This is a genomic window from Streptomyces sp. NPDC014882 (assembly GCF_043081325.1).
Classification (GTDB): Bacteria; Actinomycetota; Actinomycetes; order Streptomycetales; family Streptomycetaceae; genus Streptomyces.
In genome coordinates, this window is record NZ_JBIBWL010000004.1 from 99,769 (window position 1) to 116,108 (window position 16,340).

Sequence of the window (16,340 nt, forward strand, 5' to 3'; positions counted from 1 at the left end):
GCCTGGGTGAAGCGGGTCAGAGGATCGCCCCCGGGGTGTAACCGGCGGCCTCCGGCCGCTGCTTCACGATCTCCTCGATCCGGCCGACGACGAGGGCCACCTGGCCGGCGGCGGCGCCCGTGAAGGACAGCTTGTCGGCCATCAGCGCGTCGAGCCGCGCGCGGTCCAGCGGGATGCGCTCGTCGGCGGCGAGCTTGTCCAGCAGCTCGTTGCGCTCGGCGCCGCGCTCGCGCATGGCCAGCGCGGCCGCCACGGCGTTCTCCTTGATCGCCTCGTGCGCCAGTTCCCGGCCCACGCCCGCCCGCACCGCGCCCATCAGGACCTTGGTGGTGGCGAGGAACGGCAGATAGCGGTCCAGCTCACGGGCGACGACGGCCGGGAAGGCGCCGAACTCGTCGAGCACCGTCAGGAACGTCTCCAGCAGGCCGTCGAGGGCGAAGAACGCGTCCGGCAGCGCGACCCGGCGCACCACCGAGCAGGACACGTCGCCCTCGTTCCACTGGTCGCCCGCCAGCTCGCCGGTCATCGACGCGTAGCCGCGCAGGATCACCATGAGGCCGTTGACGCGCTCGCAGGAGCGGGTGTTCATCTTGTGCGGCATCGCGGAGGAGCCGACCTGGCCCGGCTTGAAGCCCTCGGTCACCAGCTCGTGCCCGGCCATCAGCCGGATCGTCTTCGCCAGCGAGGACGGCGCGGCGGCCAGCTGCACCAGCGCGGTGACGACCTCGTAGTCCAGCGAGCGCGGGTAGACCTGGCCGACGGAGGTGAAGGCCTGCGAGAAGCCGAGGTGCCCGGCGATCCGCTGCTCCAGCTCCGCGAGCTTGCCCGCGTCGCCGCCGAGCAGGTCGAGCATGTCCTGGGCGGTGCCGACCGGGCCCTTGATGCCGCGCAGCGGGTAGCGGCCGAGCAGCTCCTCGACCCGCCCGTACGCCACGAGCAGCTCGTCGGCCGCCGTCGCGAACCGCTTGCCCAGCGTGGTGGCCTGGGCGGCCACGTTGTGCGAGCGGCCGGCCATGACCAGCTCGCCGTACTCGCCGGCGAGCTTGCCCAGGCGTGCCAGTACCGCCACCGTACGGTCGCGGACCAGCTCCAGCGACAGCCGGATCTGGAGCTGCTCGACGTTCTCCGTGAGGTCGCGGGACGTCATGCCCTTGTGGACCTGCTCGTGCCCGGCGAGGTCGTTGAACTCCTCGATCCGCGCCTTCACGTCGTGCCGCGTGACCTTCTCGCGCTCGGCGATCGAGGCCAGGTCGACGCTGTCGAGGACGCGCTCGTAGTCGGCGATCGCCGCGTCCGGCACCTCGATCCCGAGGTCCTTCTGGGCCCGCAGCACGGCGAGCCAGAGCTGACGCTCCAGCCTCACCTTCTGCTCGGGCGACCAGAGCGTGGCGAGCTCGGCGGAGGCATAGCGTCCGGCGAGGACGTTGGGGATGCGGGGCTTGGCGGGAGCGGAAGTCACGTGGACGGATTCTACTGGCGATTCGTGCAGGCCGGCGCCGTGGCCCCGTTCGGCGGAACCTACGAGACCCGGGTCACGCGAGGCTACGCCCGAGGGCTCTCGTACGGCAGCAGGTCGGGGCGCTTCGGCGGCAGGCCGTCGCCCGAGGAGCGGCCGGTGAGGCGGCGGGCGATCCACGGCAGCAGGTACCGGCGCGCGAACCGGGCGTCGGCCACCCGCCGCGCGACCCAGGCCGGCGGCACGGTCGCGGGCATCGGCTCGTGCCACCCGGTGTCCTCGGGGTCGTACCCGAGGCCCTGCCAGACCGCCTCGGCGACCCGGCGGTGCCCCTCGGCCGTCAGGTGCAGCCGGTCCACGTCCCACATCCGCGGGTCGCCCAGGGACGGGGCGCCGTACAGGTCGACGACCAGCGCGCCGTGCCGGGCGGCGAGGCCGTCGACGCAGGCGAACAGCTCCTCCATGCGCGGCCGGAACCGCTCCAGCACCGGACCCTGCCGGCCGGGGCTGCGCATCAGCACGAGCTGCTTGCAGGAGGGGGCCAGCCGCTCCACGGCCTCGGTCAGCAGGTCCCGCACCCGCACCATGTCGCACTTGGGCCGCAGGGTGTCGTTCAGACCGCCGACCAGGGTGATGACGTCGGCGCCCATGGTCGCCGCCACCGGCACCTGCTCCTCGACGATCTGGCCGATCAGCTTGCCGCGCACCGCGAGGTTGGCGTACCGGAAGCCGGGCGTGTGCGCGGCGATCCGGCCCGCGAGGAGGTCCGCCCAGCCCCGGTAGGTGCCGTCGGGCAGCAGGTCCGACATGCCCTCGGTGAAGGAGTCGCCGACCGCGACCAGGCTGGAGTACGGGGGAGTGGTGTTCGTCTGCATGGCGTCAGCGATGGTAACCCGCACGCCATACCCAGCGGTCGGTCACCCCCCGCCGCCCGGTCTCAGGCCCGCTGCCCGAACAGCTCCCGCAGCACGTCCTCCATGGTGACCAGCCCGGCGAGCCGCCCGTCGGAGCCGAGGACGGCCGCCAGGTGGGTGCGGCTGCCGCGCATCGCGGTGAGGACGTCGTCCAGCGGCGTCGTCTCGCGCACCCGGGCGATGGGCCGCAGGTCCCGCACCCGGAACGGCTCGTCGCGCGGCGAGGCGTCCAGCGCGTCCTTCACGTGCAGGTAGCCCACGATCCGGCGCCCCTCGTCGACGACGGGGAAGCGGGAGAACCCGGATTCGGCGCCGAGCCGCTCCAGCTCCTCCGGGGTGACCCCCACGCGCGCGTAGACGACGCGTTCCAGCGGCAGGACGACGTCCCGCACCGGGCGGCGGCCCAGCTCCAGCGCGTCGTGCAGGCGTTCCTGGGCGCGGTCGTCGAGCAGGCCCGCCTCCCCGGCGTCCCGCACGATCTGCGCCAGCTCCGCGTCCGAGAACGTGGCCGTGACCTCGTCCTTCGTCTCGACCCGCAGCAGCTTCAGCAGGCCGTTGGCGAAGGCGTTGATCGCGAAGATCACCGGCCGCAGCGCCCGGGAGAGCGTGACCAGCGGCGGCCCGAGCAGCAGGGCGCTGCGCACCGGTTCGGCGAGCGCGATGTTCTTCGGCACCATCTCGCCCAGCAGCATGTGCAGGTACGTCGCCAGGGTCAGCGCGATCACGAAGGACACCGCGTGGCCCGCCCCCTCGGGAACGCCGACCGCGTGGAACACCGGCTCCAGCAGGTGCGCGATCGCCGGTTCGGCGACCACGCCGAGGACCAGGGTGCACAGCGTGATGCCGAGCTGGGCGGCCGCCAGCAGCGCGGACACGTGCTCCAGGCCCCACAGCACGCTCCTGGCGCGCCGGTCGCCCTGCTCGGCGTACGGCTCGATCTGGGAGCGGCGTACGGAGATCAGCGCGAACTCCGCGCCGACGAAGAAGGCGTTGACGACCAGGGTCGCCAGGCCGATCAGCAGCTGGACGGCGGTCACCGGTCCGCTCCTTCCACGTGGTCCTGGGCGAGCGGGGCGTGCAGCAGGACACGCGCGGCCCGGCGACCGGAGGCGTCGACGACGTCCAGGTGCCAGCCGGCCACGTCCAGGCTGTCGCCGACGGCCGGTATGCGGCCCAGCTCGGTGGCGACCAGCCCGGCGAGGGTCTCGTAGGGGCCCTCGGGGGCGTGCAGGCCGACGCGCGCGAGCTGGTCGGTGCGGGCGGCGCCGTCGGCGGAGTAGGTCCGGCGGCCCTCGTCGTCGGTGCCCGCGTGGGCCAGGTCGGGCGTCTCGTGCGGGTCGTGCTCGTCGCGGACCTCGCCCACGACCTCCTCGACGATGTCCTCCAGGGTCGCCACGCCCGCCGTACCGCCGTACTCGTCGATGACCACGGCCATCGTCCGCTTGCCGGAGAGCCGGTCGAGGAGCCGGTCCACGGTGAGGGACTCGGGGACCAGCAGGGGTTCGCGCATCAGCTCGGCGACGGGCACGCGCGCCCGCCGCTCCGCCGGGACGGCCAGGACGTCCTTGATGTGCGCGGTGCCGACGACGGTGTCCAGGCCGCCGCGGAACACGGGGAACCGGGACAGGCCCGTCGCCCGGGTCGCGTTCGCGACGTCCTCGCAGGTCGCCTGGGCGTCGAGGGCGATGACCTGTACGCGCGGGGTCATCACGTTCTCCGCGGTCAGGTCGGCCAGGTTCAGGGTGCGCACGAACAGCTCGGCGGTGTCCGCCTCCAGGGCGCCCTGCCGGGCCGAGTGCCGGGCCAGCGCCGCCAGTTCCTGCGGGCCGCGGGCGGAGGCGAGCTCCTCGGCGGGCTCCAGGCCGAAGCGGCGGACGACCCGGTTGGCCGTGCTGTTCAGGTGGGCGATGAACGGCCGGAAGGCGGCGCTGAAGAAGCGCTGCGCGTTGCCCACCCGCTTGGCCATGGCCAGCGGGGCGGAGATCGCCCAGTTCTTCGGCACCAGTTCGCCGACGACCATCAGGAACACCGTCGACAGCGCCGTGCCCAGCACCAGGGCGACGGAGCTCGCGGTCGCGCCCGACAGACCGGCCGACTCCAGCGGCCCGGAGATCAGCTTGGCGATCGAGGGCTCGGCCAGCATGCCGACGACCAGGTTGGTGACGGTGATGCCGAGCTGGGCGCCGGAGAGCTGGAAGGTCAGGTTGCGGACGGCCTTGAGCGCGCCGGCCGCGCCGCGCTCGCCGCGCTCGACGGCCCGCTCCAGCTCGCCGCGCTCGACCGTGGTCAACGAGAACTCGGCGGCGACGAAGGCACCGCACGCGAGCGACAGCAGGATCGCCACCAGCAGCAACAGCAGTTCCATCACCGGTTCACCTCCGTCCCATGATCGGGCAGGACGGGGAGGATCGCGCGACGTCGGGAACCAGGAGGCTCGCCCATGGGCGGAGGCTCACACCTTTCGGGGACTCGGTGGGGGACCGCACGGTCGTACGGCCCCCCAAGGGTAAAGGATCGGCAAAAGGCCGTCGCCGGCCGCCCGGCCCGGCCGCCCGACCGGAGCGCCGTGGGCTCAGCCGGTCAGCGGCTTCACCCAGCGCCGCCACTTCTCCTCCGGCATGTACCCCGCCGCGCGCCACGCATGATGGGCCGTCTCGTTGCGCGTCAGCACCATCGCGTCGCCGCGCCGTCCCCCCAGCCGGACGAACCGCTCCTCCGCGGCGGCGAGCAGCGCCGATCCGATGCCCTGGCGGCGGTGCGCCGGAAGCACCGCCAGCCGGTAGAGGTGGCAGCGCCAGCCGTCGAAGCCGGCGATCACCGTGCCCACCGGCTCACCACCGCGCTCCGCCAGGATCAGCGCCCCGGGGTCGCGGGCGACGAGCCGCTCCACGCCCTCCCGGTCGTCGCTGATGCTCGTGCCCTCGGCGGCGGTCCTCCAGAAGGCCAGCACGGTGTCGAGGTCGTCGGGCGTCGCGGCCCGTATCCGCAGATCAGACATGGGGCGATCCCATCACGCGGGAAACACCCCGGCCCGGGATTCCGGCATCCGGACGCCCGCGGCCCCTCTCCCGCCGGGGGCACCTCCCCCGCCGTTCGGGCGGTGGGGGAGCGTCGCAAGGCGGAGGATCGCCCGTGCACCGGACGTACTCGGGTGGTCCGACGACGCGGCGGTGGGGGTCCCTCCCGCGCGAGCGAAGCCGGGCGTGGGGGAGCCGTGCCAGGCGTCGCGCGCCCGACGGGAACCGCCGGACACGCCCTAGCGGAGCGTCCCGTCGGCGACCGGCCGCCAGGCCGTGCCCAGCCTGCAGTACGACGAGGGCAGCGCCGGGCCCTTCTCCGGGACCAGCAGGCTGCGGTACGGGCCGATCTCGAACCCGGCGTCGCGCAGTGCCCCGACCGGGTCGCGGGAGAGGTGGCAGCCGCCGCTGAGGAGCGGCCACACCGTCCGGTCCAGCGCGCGCTGGGTGAGGACCATGGCCGGGCCGCCGCCCGTGCCGTGCTCCAGGAACCGCACCTCGCCACCGGGCCGCAGCACCCGCCGTACCTCGGCGAGGGCCCGCGGCAGGTCCCGCACGCTGCACAGGACCAGGGAGAACACCGCCGCGTCGAAGGCCCCGCTCCCGACCGGCAGGGACTCGGCCGTGCCCGGCACGACGTCCACCGGCACCCCGGCCCCCGGCGCGGCCCGCACCGCCAGGGCGCGCAGCCGCCGCTCCGGCTCGATCGCCACGACCTCGGAGACCGTGCCCGGGTAGTGCGCGAAGTTCAGGCCGTTGCCCGCGCCGATCTCGATGACACGGCCGGAGAGCCCGGCGAGCAGCCGGCCGCGCAGCGCGGCCAGGCCTCCGCGGGTCTCCGCGGCCACGCTCAACCGGGCGTAACAGCGCGCGAACAGCGGGTGGTGGACGGGATCGCCGGACACCTCGCCGGAGCCGGCGGGCCGTATCGGCATGGCGACCTCCCTGGCGGCACGGGCCTACCGGGATTCTCCTCCGTACCCGTCCGTCGCGCCCCCGCTCACGCGTCGGACCGATCCGCCTCCCGGCCGGAGGGCAGGGCCCGGCCCTCCGGCGGCTCCGGGGACGGACTCCAGGGCTCCGGTGCCGTCCGGCGCCGGAAGGCCTCCGCCTCCCACGTCCCGTCCAGCCGGGACGCCAGCCAGCCGGGGGCCGCCGCACGGAAGCCGGCCGGGGCGAGCGCACCCGAGCCGGCGGGCAGCGCGCCGAGCAGCGGGGCGCCGGCGACGTCCGGCAGGTCGACGACGTTGCACCGCGTCGCCAGGTCGGGCGACGCGGGCCAGGAGCCGATCACCACCCCGAGCAACTCCAGTCCCCGCAGACGCAGTTCACGGGCCGTCAGATCGGTCGTGTTCAGCGTGCCCAGTCCCGCCGACGCCACCACCAGCACCGGCGCCCGCAGCAGCTCCGCGGCGTCGGCCAGCGTGCCGCCCGCCTCGTCGAACCGCACCAGGAGCCCGCCGGCCCCCTCGACGAGGACCAGGTCGTGCCCGGTGGCCAGTTCGATCGCCGCGTCGGCGACCTCGCGCGGCCGCACGGGCACCATCCCGGCCCGCAGGGCCGCCGTCGCCGGTGCCAACGGCTCCGGGTAGCGCGCCAGTTCGGCGGTCGTGACGTCACCCGCCAGCCGTGCGACCTCGTCCGCGTCACCGCGCTCGTCCGGCCGTACGCCGGTCTGGGCGGCCTTCAGCACGGCCACCGAGCGGCCCGCCGCGAGCGCGGCGGCGGCGACGGCGGCGGTCGTGACCGTCTTGCCGACCTCCGTTCCCGTCCCCGTGATCACCAGGATCGGCATGCTCATCCCTCCCGCGCCGCCGCGCACACGGCCCGCGCGATCCGTGCCACGTCCTCGTCGCCGGTGACGTACGGCGGCATCGTGTAGACGAGGTCGCGGAAGGGCCGCAGCCAGACGCCCTCGCGCACGGCCGCCCGCGTGGCGGCCCTCATGTCCACGTCGTGGTCGAGCTGGACCACCCCGACGGCCCCGAGCACCCGTACGTCCTTGACGCCCGGCAGGTCCGCGGCCGGGGCGAGCCCCTCCCGCAGCCCCGCCTCGATCCGCCGGACCTCCGCGAGCCAGTCCTGCCCGAGGAGCAGCTCGATCGAGGCGCAGGCGACCGCCGCGGCCAGCGGGTTGCCCATGAACGTCGGACCGTGGGCCAGCACCGGCACCTCGCCCCGCGAGATGCCGTCGGCGACCCGGCTCGTGCACAGCGTCGCGGCCATCGTCAGGTAACCGCCGGTCAGCGCCTTGCCGACGCACATCACGTCCGGGGTCACCCCGGCGTGACCGGCGGCGAACAGCGCGCCCGTGCGGCCGAATCCGGTGGCGATCTCGTCGAACACCAGCAGCACGCCGTGCTCGTCGCACGCCTCGCGCAGCACCGTCAGGTACGCGGGGGAGTGGAACCGCATCCCGCCGGCGCCCTGCACCACCGGCTCCACGATCACCGCGGCCAGCTCGTCGGCGTGCCGCCCGATCGCCGCACGCAGCTCACGCGCGTACGTCTCGTCGTACTCGGCGGGCGGCGGACCGACGAAGACCTGCCGGGGCAGGACCCCGGTCCACAGGTCGTGCATCCCGCCCTCGGGGTCGCACACGGACATCGGCTGCCAGGTGTCCCCGTGGTAGCCGCCGCGCCAGGTCAGCAGCCGCTGCTTGCGGGGGCGGCCCAGCGAGCGCCAGTACTGCAGGCACATCTTCACCGCGACCTCGACCGACACCGACCCCGAGTCGGCGAGGAACACGTGCTCCAGTCCCTCGGGCGACATGTCGACGAGCAGCTTCGCCAGCCGTACGGCGGGCTCGTGGGTGAGCCCGCCGAACATGACGTGGCTCATCCGCCCGAGCTGGGCCCGCACCGCCTCGTCGAGCACCGGGTGGCGGTAGCCGTGGATCGCCGACCACCAGGAGGACATGCCGTCGACCAGCTCGCCGGAACCGTCGGCGAGGCGCAGCCGGACCCCGCTCGCCGACTCCACGACGAGCGGGTCCACCCGGCCCGGCATCGGACCGTACGGATGCCACACGTGCCGCCGGTCGAGGTCCAGCAGTCCGGACACGTCCCGCTCAGGCATTGGGCGCGAGGTCCGTCCCGGCGCCCCGGCGGCGGACGGCGACCAGGTCCGTACGGGCCTCGTTCGCCTGCGGGGCGGAAGCCGGGGCGCGGACACCGCCGTCCTCGTGCGCGTCCTCGTGCGGCCCGCAGACGCCGCCGGCCCCGTGCCCACCGCAGCCGCCGGCGTCCTCGGAGGACCCGCAGCCGCCCCGGTGCGATCCGCAGCCGCCGCCGGCCCGGTGTTCCGGCAGCGTCACCTCGCCCGCGCCCTCCACCTCGAACCCGGCGTCCGCGATCATGTCGAGGTCCGCCTTGCCGGCCTGGCCCTCGGTGGTGAGGTAGTCGCCGAGGAAGATCGAGTTGGCCAGGTGCAGGGCGAGCGGCTGCATCGTGCGCAGGTGGACCTCACGGCCGCCCGCGATGCGCACCTCCACGTCCGGGCAGACGAACCGCACCATGGCCAGGATGCGCAGGCAGCGCTGCGGGGTGAGGTTCCACTCCTTCGCCAGCGGGGTGCCCTCGACCGGGATCAGGAAGTTCACCGGTACGGAGTCGGGGTCCAGCCCGCGCAGCGAGAAGACGACGTCGACCAGGTCCTCGTCCGACTCGCCCATGCCGGCGATCAGCCCCGAGCACGCCGACAGGCCGGCCGCGTGGGCCTTCTGCACCGTGTCCACCCGGTCGGCGTACGTGTGCGTGGTGGTGATGTCCGCGTACGTCTCCTCGGACGTGTTCAGGTTGTGGTTGTAGGCGTCCGCGCCCGCCTCGCGCAGCCGCTCCGCCTGGCCGTCGGAGAGCAGGCCCAGGCAGGCGCACACCTCGACGCCCTCGTTCTGGTCCTTGATCGCCCTGATGGTCTCGGAGACCCGGTCGACGTCCCGGTCGGTCGGGCCGCGCCCGGACGCCACCAGGCAGACCCGCTTGGCGCCCCCGGCCAGCCCCGCGGCGGCGGCCCGCGAGGCCTCGTCGGGCTTGAGCCAGGTGTACTTGAGGATCCCGGCCGTGGAGCCGAGCCGCTGGGAGCAGTAGGAACAGTCCTCCGGGCACAGGCCCGACTTCAGGTTGACGAGGTAGTTGAGCTTCACCCGTCGCCCGAACCAGTGGCGGCGCACTCTTCCGGCCGCGGCCACCACGTCGAGCAGGTCGTCGTCGGACGTGGCCAGCACGGCCAGCGCCTCTTCGCGGGTCGGCGGCTCGCGCCGAAGCCCCTTGTCCACCAGCGTGTTCAGCAGGTCCATGAGAGCCGATCCTGTCTTACCGACCCGTGCGCGGGCCAGGGAGAGTTCGTACAACGAAGGGCATTCGACGTGTGGGTATTGCCACACCATGGGATGCGCACCGTACGGCTAGTGTCTGTCCACTGCCTACAAAATCCCCGGAGGGCGAGCCATGGCGTTCGGCTGGATCGACGAGCGGGCGCGGGCGCGCCGCACCGCCGGACTCGTACGGACCCTGCGCCCCCGTCCGGCCGACTCGCCCCTCCTGGACCTCGCGAGCAACGACTACCTGGGCCTCGCCCGTCATCCCGAGGTCACCGAGGGCGCGGCGCGGGCCGCGCGGACCTGGGGCGGCGGCGCGACCGGCTCCCGGCTCGTCACCGGCACCACCGAGCTGCACGCCGAACTGGAGCGGGAGCTGGCCGACTTCTGCGGCTCCGAGGCGGCCCTGGTCTTCTCCTCCGGCTACGCCGCCAACCTCGCCGCGGTCACCGCGCTGGCCCCGCACGGCTCCCTGATCGTCTCCGACGCGGGCAACCACGCCTCGCTCATCGACGGCTGCCGGCTGGCCCGCGGCACGACGCAGGTCGTCGCGCACGCCGACCCCGACGCCGTGCGCAAGGCGCTGGGCACGGGCGAGGGCCCGGCCCTGGCGGTCTCCGACACGGTCTTCTCCGTCGACGGCGACGCGGCCCCGCTGGCCGCCCTCGCCGACGCCTGCCGGGAGCACGGTGCCGGTCTGGTCCTCGACGACGCCCACGGTCTCGGCGTCCTCGGCGCGGGCGGCCGCGGCGCGCCGCACGCGGCGGGACTGGCGGGGGCCGAGGACGTCGTGGTCACGGTCACGCTGTCCAAGTCGCTGGGCGGTCAGGGCGGCGCCGTGCTCGGTCCCGCGCGCGTGATCGACCATCTGGTCAACGCCGCCCGGACGTTCATCTTCGACACCGGCCTCGCCCCGGCGGCGGCCGGTGCCGCCCTGGCGGCCCTGGCGCTGCTGCGGCGCGAGCCGGAACGCGCGGCACGCGCGCGTGCGGTGGCGGGCGAGCTGCACGCGCGCCTGACGGCCGCGGGGCTGGAAGCGGTGCGTCCGGACGCCGCGGTCGTCTCCGTGCGGGCTCCGTCCCCGGAGGCGGCCGTGCGCTGGGCGGCGGACTGCCGGACGGCGGGTCTGGCCGTGGGCTGCTTCCGCCCCCCGTCCGTGCCCGACGGCGTCTCGCGCCTGAGGCTGACCGCCCGCGCGGACCTCGGCGAGGAACAGATCGACCGCGCCGTACGGGTGATCGACCGGACACGGCCGTGAGCCGGTGCGGCACCGCCGTGAGCCGGCGCGAGGCGGCCGTACGCCTCCCCGCCCGCGTCCACCGGCGCCTCCGCGTTCGCGTCACCGGCGCCTCCGCCGGTCCTCGTCGGAGCCCTCCGCCACGGCCCGGCGGCGCACCGCGGGGGCGTCCCGCGGGGAGCTCCATACTCCCTCCGGGCCCTCCGCATACGCTCTGCCCTAGCAGAGTTCACCGCAACGAGCGACAGACATCTGCATATCTTGGTGGATGGCCACCCGCGACCGGCGTGTTGATGGCACTCTGACGGCGAAGCACCAGTCCGGGACCGTACGTGAACCATCCGCACCGTGTCGGACGCCGGTCCCGTGGGAAAGGGACGACGTCGCCATGGCAGACCACCTGGAAGCATCCGTCACTCTGCCGAGCGATCCCGCCTCGGTGTCCACCGCCCGCACCCACGTGCTCGACACCCTCGCGCAGTGGGGCCTCCCGGCCGCCGCGGAGCTGACCGACACCGCCCGCCTGATCGTCTCCGAGCTGGCCACCAACGCCGTGCAGCACACCTTCGGGCAGTCGCCCACCTTCACGGTGGACCTCGTCCTCGTCCGCGACGAGCGGCTGTACATCGGCGTCACCGACAGCCACCCGCGCTTCCCGCAACGACTGCCGGCCGCCGTCCAGCAGGACAACGGCCGAGGCATGGTGATCATCAGGTGGCTGACCGCGGAGCGCGGTGGCAGGCTCCGGGTCCGCCCCACCCGCGAGGGCGGCAAGACCGTCTTCATCGAGCTGCCCTGGACGGTCCCCGACGAGCCTGCCGGCAAGGCGGCGCCGGGGACGGCGGGGCCGGTGACGGCGACGGGGCCGCAGGACCCCCTGACGGGCCCCGGGGGCCGCTCGGACTCCGCCGTGCCCCTCTGAGGCCCCTCGGGACTCCCTCGGGACCCCACGGGGACCCCGCCCGGCCCACGGAGCCACGGGAGGCCGTCCTGAGCCCGTGGCGCCCCTCGCGGGGCGGGAGCGGATCCCGGGGCGGTGGCGGCGCGTCAGGACGCCACCACCGCCCCGGGAGATCACTTGACCCGGCCGTACCAGACGCTCTTGGTCCAGATCTTCTGGAGCCTCACCACGTCCCCGGTCTTCGGGGAGTGCCAGATCTTGCCCTTACCGGCGTAGATCCCGACGTGGTAGACGTTCGACCCCGAGTGGAAGAACACCAGGTCGCCGGCCTTGCGGCTGCCGGCGGAGATGTGGCGCGTCTTGTTGTACTGCTGGGCGGCCGTGCGCGGCAGCTTCTTGCCGGCCTTCTTGAACGAGTACAGCGTCAGCCCCGAGCAGTCGAACCTGCTCGGCCCGGTGGCCCCGTACCGGTAGGGAGAGCCCTTCTTGGAGGCCGCGATCTGAAGTGCCTTCGTCGCCGGGGTGGCGGCCGCGGCGTCGGACGCCGCCCCCGGGACCACGATCGAGCCGCCGACGGCGGCGATGGCGAACGCCGAGGCCGTACCGGCCCGGGCCATGAGCGACGGGACACGATTGAGCGCAGTCATGCGCAACCCTTCGTCAGCCGCCTGTGAAGGATGACCTGTCGGATTCGGGCTGGCGAAGTTGCCCGGCCGCTGCTGCGGCTTCACCCCAAGGGCTGCTCGGTCCGGCGCCTCCCCTCCCGGGGACGTCCGGTCCGGCGACCCGGCTTGCTCGGGTCCTCCACTCCTGCCGGTGCACTCCTGTCGACTCGGGCATCCGGACGGCGGCAGGACTCGGCGTCCGCCCGGACCGCCCCGCCGCTTGTGGCGGGGGCTTGTCGTCAGTCAGGGATCTTGGCTCACCGATGTCCGAAAATCCCAACGGAACCGGGTATTTGTGGGGTTACTCACCACTCACCCGTTCGGGTGGACACCCTGATGTCGCATCAGATGTCAAGGCGCCACCAGGCCTCCGACCAGCACGGGAACACGGGATTCCGCCCACTTTCGCCGTTCTCCGCGCAACTTGAGCGGTCCGGAAAAACAGCCACGCGTACGCCGAACAGGGGTACACCGTTTGGTCCGTTTGTGTCCCGGACCGGACGTCACGCGCTCCGCGCCCGCCGCCCGGTCCGGACGGACGCGGGTCAACTGTCGGAGAGCGGCGGCACCGTGACGCGCGCCGTGCGGCGCTCCCCGTCGAGGAGGCGCAGCGCCCGCGCGAGCGTCGGCGCGTGCAGCTCGCTCTCGCCCCGCTGGTGCATCAGCGTCAGCGCGTCCCGCAGCGCGGTCGCCCGGCTCACCAGCGCCTGGGCGGCCCGCAGCCCGCCGTACGTGTCGCCGCGCCGGGCGGGGTTGACGCGGCCGACCAGGTCGATCACCTCCAGGTAACGGTCGATCAGCTCGGCCTCGGCGCGGGTCAGAGCCGGCAGCGGCGGCAGTTCGGGGAGCATCGGCGGCTCACCCCGCGTCCGGGGTGCGACGGGCGGGCGGTCGGGCCATGGGAACCCCCTCCTTCGGCATCGGTAAAAAATGTACAGGACGTACGTCACGTTAGAATGGGTCCATGGCCTACGAGATTCCGGTGACGCAAGCCAGGGCTGAACTCGCCGACCTGATCAACCGGGTGGTGTACGGCGGTGAGCGCGTCGTCGTGACGCGGCACGGCAAGCCCCTCGTCGCCCTCGTCTCCGCCTCCGACCTGGAGCGGCTCGACGCGCTGGACGCGCCCGACGCCCCGGCCGGGGGGCCAGTGGTCAGCTCGGTCTCGGCGGTCCGTGACGTGGCGTCCGCTTCCCGTGAGCGGCAGCGGTTCGGGATCGCGGCGGAACACCGCGGGCCCGATCCCGCCTAGACGCGCGGACCGGCCTCGCGGACGGGACACGCGGGGCGGGACACGCGGGGCGGAGCGCGCACCGGACGCACGGACCGGCCCCGAGCCCGAGCGCCGCCGGACACGCGGATCACCGCGTGGTTAACGTCCGCGAAACGCGGTCCCACTAGCCTGCCCCTCCACGCCACCAGGCGATTTGCCCGATGGCCGCGGCGACCGGGCCCCGCGCGGTCCGGAGCGAGGAGGTGAGGCGGGACGTGCGACTGACCCCGCACGAGCAGGAGAGGCTGCTCATCCATGTGGCCGCCGACGTCGCCGAGAGGCGCCGGGCCCGAGGGCTCCGGCTCAACCACCCCGAGGCCGTCGCCCTGATCACCGCGCACCTCCTCGAGGGGGCGCGCGACGGCCGCACCGTGGCCGAGCTGATGGCCTCCGGCCGCACGCTGCTCACCCGTGACGACGTCATGGAGGGCATCCCCGAGATGATCCACGACGTGCAGGTCGAGGCGACCTTCCCGGACGGCACCAAGCTCGTCACCGTCCACGACCCGATCGTCTGAGGGGGCCGCGATGATTCCCGGCGAGATCCTGTTCGCGTCCGGCCCGATCGTCTACAACGCGGGCCGCGGGACCACCCGGCTCACCGTCCTCAACGCCGCCGACCGGCCCGTCCAGGTCGGCTCCCACTACCACTTCGCCGAGGCCAACCCCGGACTGGAGTTCGACCGCGCCGCCGCGCGCGGCAAACGGCTGAACGTGGCCGCCGGCACCGCCGTGCGCTTCGAGCCCGGAATCCCCGTCGAGGTCGAACTCGTACCGCTCGCCGGAGCCAGGGTCGTGCCCGGTCTGCGCGGGGAGACCGGAGGTGCCCTCGATGCCTGAGATCTCGCGCGCCGCGTACGCCGACCTGTTCGGGCCGACCACCGGGGACCGCATCCGGCTCGCCGACACCGACCTGCTGATCGAGATCGAGGAGGACCGCTGCGGCGGGCCGGGCCTCGCCGGCGACGAGGCCGTGTTCGGTGGCGGCAAGGTCGTCCGGGAGTCCATGGGCCAGGCGCGCGCCACCCGCGCGGACGGCACGCCGGACACCGTCGTCACCGGGGCCGTCGTCGTCGACCACTGGGGGATCGTCAAGGCCGACATCGGCATCCGCGACGGGCGCATCACCGGCATCGGCAAGGCCGGCAACCCCGACACCATGGACGGCGTCCACCCCGATCTGGTGATCGGGCCCGAGACCGAGATCATCGCCGGCAACGGACGGATCCTCACGGCCGGCGCGATCGACGCGCACGTCCACTTCATCTGCCCCCAGATCGCCGACGAGGCGCTGTCCGCGGGCGTGACCACCCTGGTCGGGGGCGGCACCGGGCCCGCCGAGGGCTCGAAGGCGACCACCGTGACGCCCGGCCCCTGGCACCTGGCCCGCATGCTGGAGGCGATGGAGCAGTACCCGCTCAACGTCGGCTTCCTCGGCAAGGGCAACACCGTCTCCCACGAGGCGATGCTCTCCCAGATCCGGGGCGGCGCGCTGGGCCTGAAACTCCACGAGGACTGGGGCTCCACCCCGGCCGTCATCGACGCCTCCCTCACGGTCGCCGACCGCACCGGCATCCAGGTCGCCATCCACACGGACACGCTGAACGAGGCCGGCTTCGTGGGCGACACGCTCGCGGCGATCGCCGGCCGCGGCATCCACGCGTACCACACCGAGGGCGCCGGCGGCGGGCATGCGCCCGACATCATGACCGTCGTCTCCGAGCCGCACGTGCTGCCGAGTTCGACGAACCCGACCCGGCCGTACACCGTCAACACCGCCGAGGAACACCTCGACATGCTGATGGTCTGCCACCACCTGAACCCCGCGGTGCCCGAGGACCTCGCCTTCGCCGAGTCCCGGATCAGGCCCTCCACCATCGGCGCGGAGGACGTCCTCCACGACCTCGGCGCCATCTCGATCATCTCCTCCGACTCCCAGGCGATGGGCCGGGTCGGCGAGGTCGTCCTGCGGACCTGGCAGACGGCGCACGTGATGAAGCGACGCCGGGGCGCGCTGCCCGGGGACGGCCGCGCCGACAACCACCGGGTGCGCCGCTACGTCGCCAAGTACACGATCAATCCCGCGCTCGCGCAGGGCCTGGCGCGGGAGATCGGCTCCGTCGAGACCGGCAAACTGGCCGACCTGGTCCTGTGGGAACCGGCGTTCTTCGGCGTCAAGCCGCACCTCGTCATCAAGGGCGGGCAGATCGCGTACGCGCAGATGGGCGACGCCAACGCGTCCATCCCCACCCCGCAGCCGATCCTGCCGCGACCCATGTACGGGGCGACCGGCCGGGCGCCGGCGTCCAACTCGTTCAACTTCGTCGCACCGCTGGCGATCGAGGACGGGCTTCCGGAACGCCTGCACCTCGGCAAGGCGTTCGTCGCGATCGACTCCACGCGGGGCGTCACCAAGGCCGACATGCGGGAGAACGACGCCCGGCCGCGGGTCGAGGTCGACCCCGACAGCTTCGCCGTACGCATCGACGGCGAGCTGGTCGAGGCGGAACCGGCAGCCGAACTGCCCATGGCCCAGCGTTACTTCCTCTTCTGATGGGC

17 protein-coding genes and 1 riboswitch are annotated in these 16,340 nt (G+C 73.8%); of the genes, 6 read left to right on the plus strand and 11 right to left on the minus strand.

Annotated elements, in window-relative coordinates; genetic code table 11:
- Positions 1 to 16: 16 nt before the first annotated feature.
- The 9 genes from purB to bioB form a co-directional block, all read right to left on the minus strand.
- Positions 17 to 1,459 carry an adenylosuccinate lyase gene (gene purB, locus ACF09K_RS11690; RefSeq protein WP_392242609.1) on the minus strand — a complete coding sequence of 481 codons (1,443 nt, stop codon included), beginning with the start codon at positions 1,457 to 1,459 and terminating at the stop codon, positions 17 to 19.
- Between the two features lie 83 nt (positions 1,460 to 1,542).
- Positions 1,543 to 2,331 carry an SGNH/GDSL hydrolase family protein gene (locus ACF09K_RS11695; protein ID WP_392242611.1) on the minus strand — a complete coding sequence of 263 codons (789 nt, stop codon included), beginning with the start codon at positions 2,329 to 2,331 and terminating at the stop codon, positions 1,543 to 1,545.
- 62 nt (positions 2,332 to 2,393) lie between these two features.
- Complete coding sequence (locus ACF09K_RS11700) at positions 2,394 to 3,407, minus strand: hemolysin family protein (protein ID WP_392242612.1); 1,014 nt, start codon at positions 3,405 to 3,407, stop codon at positions 2,394 to 2,396.
- Positions 3,404 to 4,738 (minus strand): hemolysin family protein, encoded by a 1,335-nt coding sequence (locus ACF09K_RS11705; protein ID WP_392242614.1) that lies wholly within the window; start codon positions 4,736 to 4,738, stop codon positions 3,404 to 3,406. The genes ACF09K_RS11700 and ACF09K_RS11705 overlap by 4 nt, the downstream gene beginning before the upstream one ends.
- Before the next feature lie 204 nt (positions 4,739 to 4,942).
- Positions 4,943 to 5,368, minus strand: coding sequence for a GNAT family N-acetyltransferase (locus tag ACF09K_RS11710; protein ID WP_392242616.1), 426 nt, complete (start codon positions 5,366 to 5,368; stop codon positions 4,943 to 4,945).
- A gap of 258 nt (positions 5,369 to 5,626) precedes the next feature.
- Positions 5,627 to 6,322 carry a class I SAM-dependent methyltransferase gene (locus ACF09K_RS11715; RefSeq protein ID WP_392242618.1) on the minus strand — a complete coding sequence of 232 codons (696 nt, stop codon included), beginning with the start codon at positions 6,320 to 6,322 and terminating at the stop codon, positions 5,627 to 5,629.
- Positions 6,323 to 6,387: 65 nt separating this feature from the next.
- Positions 6,388 to 7,182 carry a dethiobiotin synthase gene (gene bioD / locus ACF09K_RS11720; RefSeq protein ID WP_392243186.1) on the minus strand — a complete coding sequence of 265 codons (795 nt, stop codon included), beginning with the start codon at positions 7,180 to 7,182 and terminating at the stop codon, positions 6,388 to 6,390.
- A 2-nt stretch (positions 7,183 to 7,184) separates the two neighbouring features.
- Positions 7,185 to 8,465 (minus strand): adenosylmethionine--8-amino-7-oxononanoate transaminase, encoded by a 1,281-nt coding sequence (locus ACF09K_RS11725; RefSeq protein WP_392242619.1) that lies wholly within the window; start codon positions 8,463 to 8,465, stop codon positions 7,185 to 7,187.
- Complete coding sequence (gene bioB, locus ACF09K_RS11730; protein ID WP_392242621.1) at positions 8,458 to 9,684, minus strand: biotin synthase BioB; 1,227 nt, start codon at positions 9,682 to 9,684, stop codon at positions 8,458 to 8,460. The genes ACF09K_RS11725 and bioB overlap by 8 nt, the downstream gene beginning before the upstream one ends.
- A 151-nt stretch (positions 9,685 to 9,835) precedes the next feature.
- On the opposite strand from bioB, the gene ACF09K_RS11735 reads away from it, so the two are divergent.
- Entirely contained in the window at positions 9,836 to 10,963 is a 1,128-nt protein-coding gene (locus tag ACF09K_RS11735) for an 8-amino-7-oxononanoate synthase (RefSeq protein WP_392242623.1), read from the plus strand.
- A 367-nt stretch (positions 10,964 to 11,330) separates the two neighbouring features.
- Positions 11,331 to 11,864: an ATP-binding protein gene (locus tag ACF09K_RS11740; protein ID WP_392242625.1), complete on the plus strand. Its 534-nt coding sequence runs from the start codon at positions 11,331 to 11,333 to the stop codon at positions 11,862 to 11,864.
- A gap of 152 nt (positions 11,865 to 12,016) precedes the next feature.
- Here ACF09K_RS11740 and ACF09K_RS11745 read toward each other — a convergent pair whose 3' ends face one another.
- Together ACF09K_RS11745 and ACF09K_RS11750 are read right to left on the minus strand one after the other, a co-directional pair.
- Positions 12,017 to 12,490 (minus strand): C40 family peptidase, encoded by a 474-nt coding sequence (locus ACF09K_RS11745; protein ID WP_392242627.1) that lies wholly within the window; start codon positions 12,488 to 12,490, stop codon positions 12,017 to 12,019.
- A 3-nt stretch (positions 12,491 to 12,493) separates the two neighbouring features.
- Positions 12,494 to 12,637, minus strand: a riboswitch (cyclic di-AMP (ydaO/yuaA leader).
- Between the two features lie 416 nt (positions 12,638 to 13,053).
- Positions 13,054 to 13,359 carry a hypothetical protein gene (locus ACF09K_RS11750; protein WP_392242628.1) on the minus strand — a complete coding sequence of 102 codons (306 nt, stop codon included), beginning with the start codon at positions 13,357 to 13,359 and terminating at the stop codon, positions 13,054 to 13,056.
- Positions 13,360 to 13,472: 113 nt separating this feature from the next.
- Between ACF09K_RS11750 and ACF09K_RS11755 the strand changes: the two genes are divergently transcribed.
- The 4 genes from ACF09K_RS11755 to ACF09K_RS11770 all read left to right on the plus strand — a co-directional run bounded on the left by ACF09K_RS11755 (position 13,473) and on the right by ACF09K_RS11770 (position 16,335).
- Complete coding sequence (locus tag ACF09K_RS11755; RefSeq protein WP_392242630.1) at positions 13,473 to 13,760, plus strand: type II toxin-antitoxin system Phd/YefM family antitoxin; 288 nt, start codon at positions 13,473 to 13,475, stop codon at positions 13,758 to 13,760.
- Positions 13,761 to 13,996: 236 nt separating this feature from the next.
- Positions 13,997 to 14,299: an urease subunit gamma gene (locus tag ACF09K_RS11760; RefSeq protein WP_392242632.1), complete on the plus strand. Its 303-nt coding sequence runs from the start codon at positions 13,997 to 13,999 to the stop codon at positions 14,297 to 14,299.
- 10 nt (positions 14,300 to 14,309) lie between these two features.
- Positions 14,310 to 14,621, plus strand: coding sequence for an urease subunit beta (locus tag ACF09K_RS11765; RefSeq protein WP_392242634.1), 312 nt, complete (start codon positions 14,310 to 14,312; stop codon positions 14,619 to 14,621).
- A complete protein-coding gene (locus ACF09K_RS11770; RefSeq protein ID WP_392242635.1) occupies positions 14,614 to 16,335 on the plus strand; it encodes an urease subunit alpha in 1,722 nt (573 codons plus the stop codon). The genes ACF09K_RS11765 and ACF09K_RS11770 overlap by 8 nt, the downstream gene beginning before the upstream one ends.
- The last annotated feature ends 5 nt before the right edge of the window (positions 16,336 to 16,340 follow it).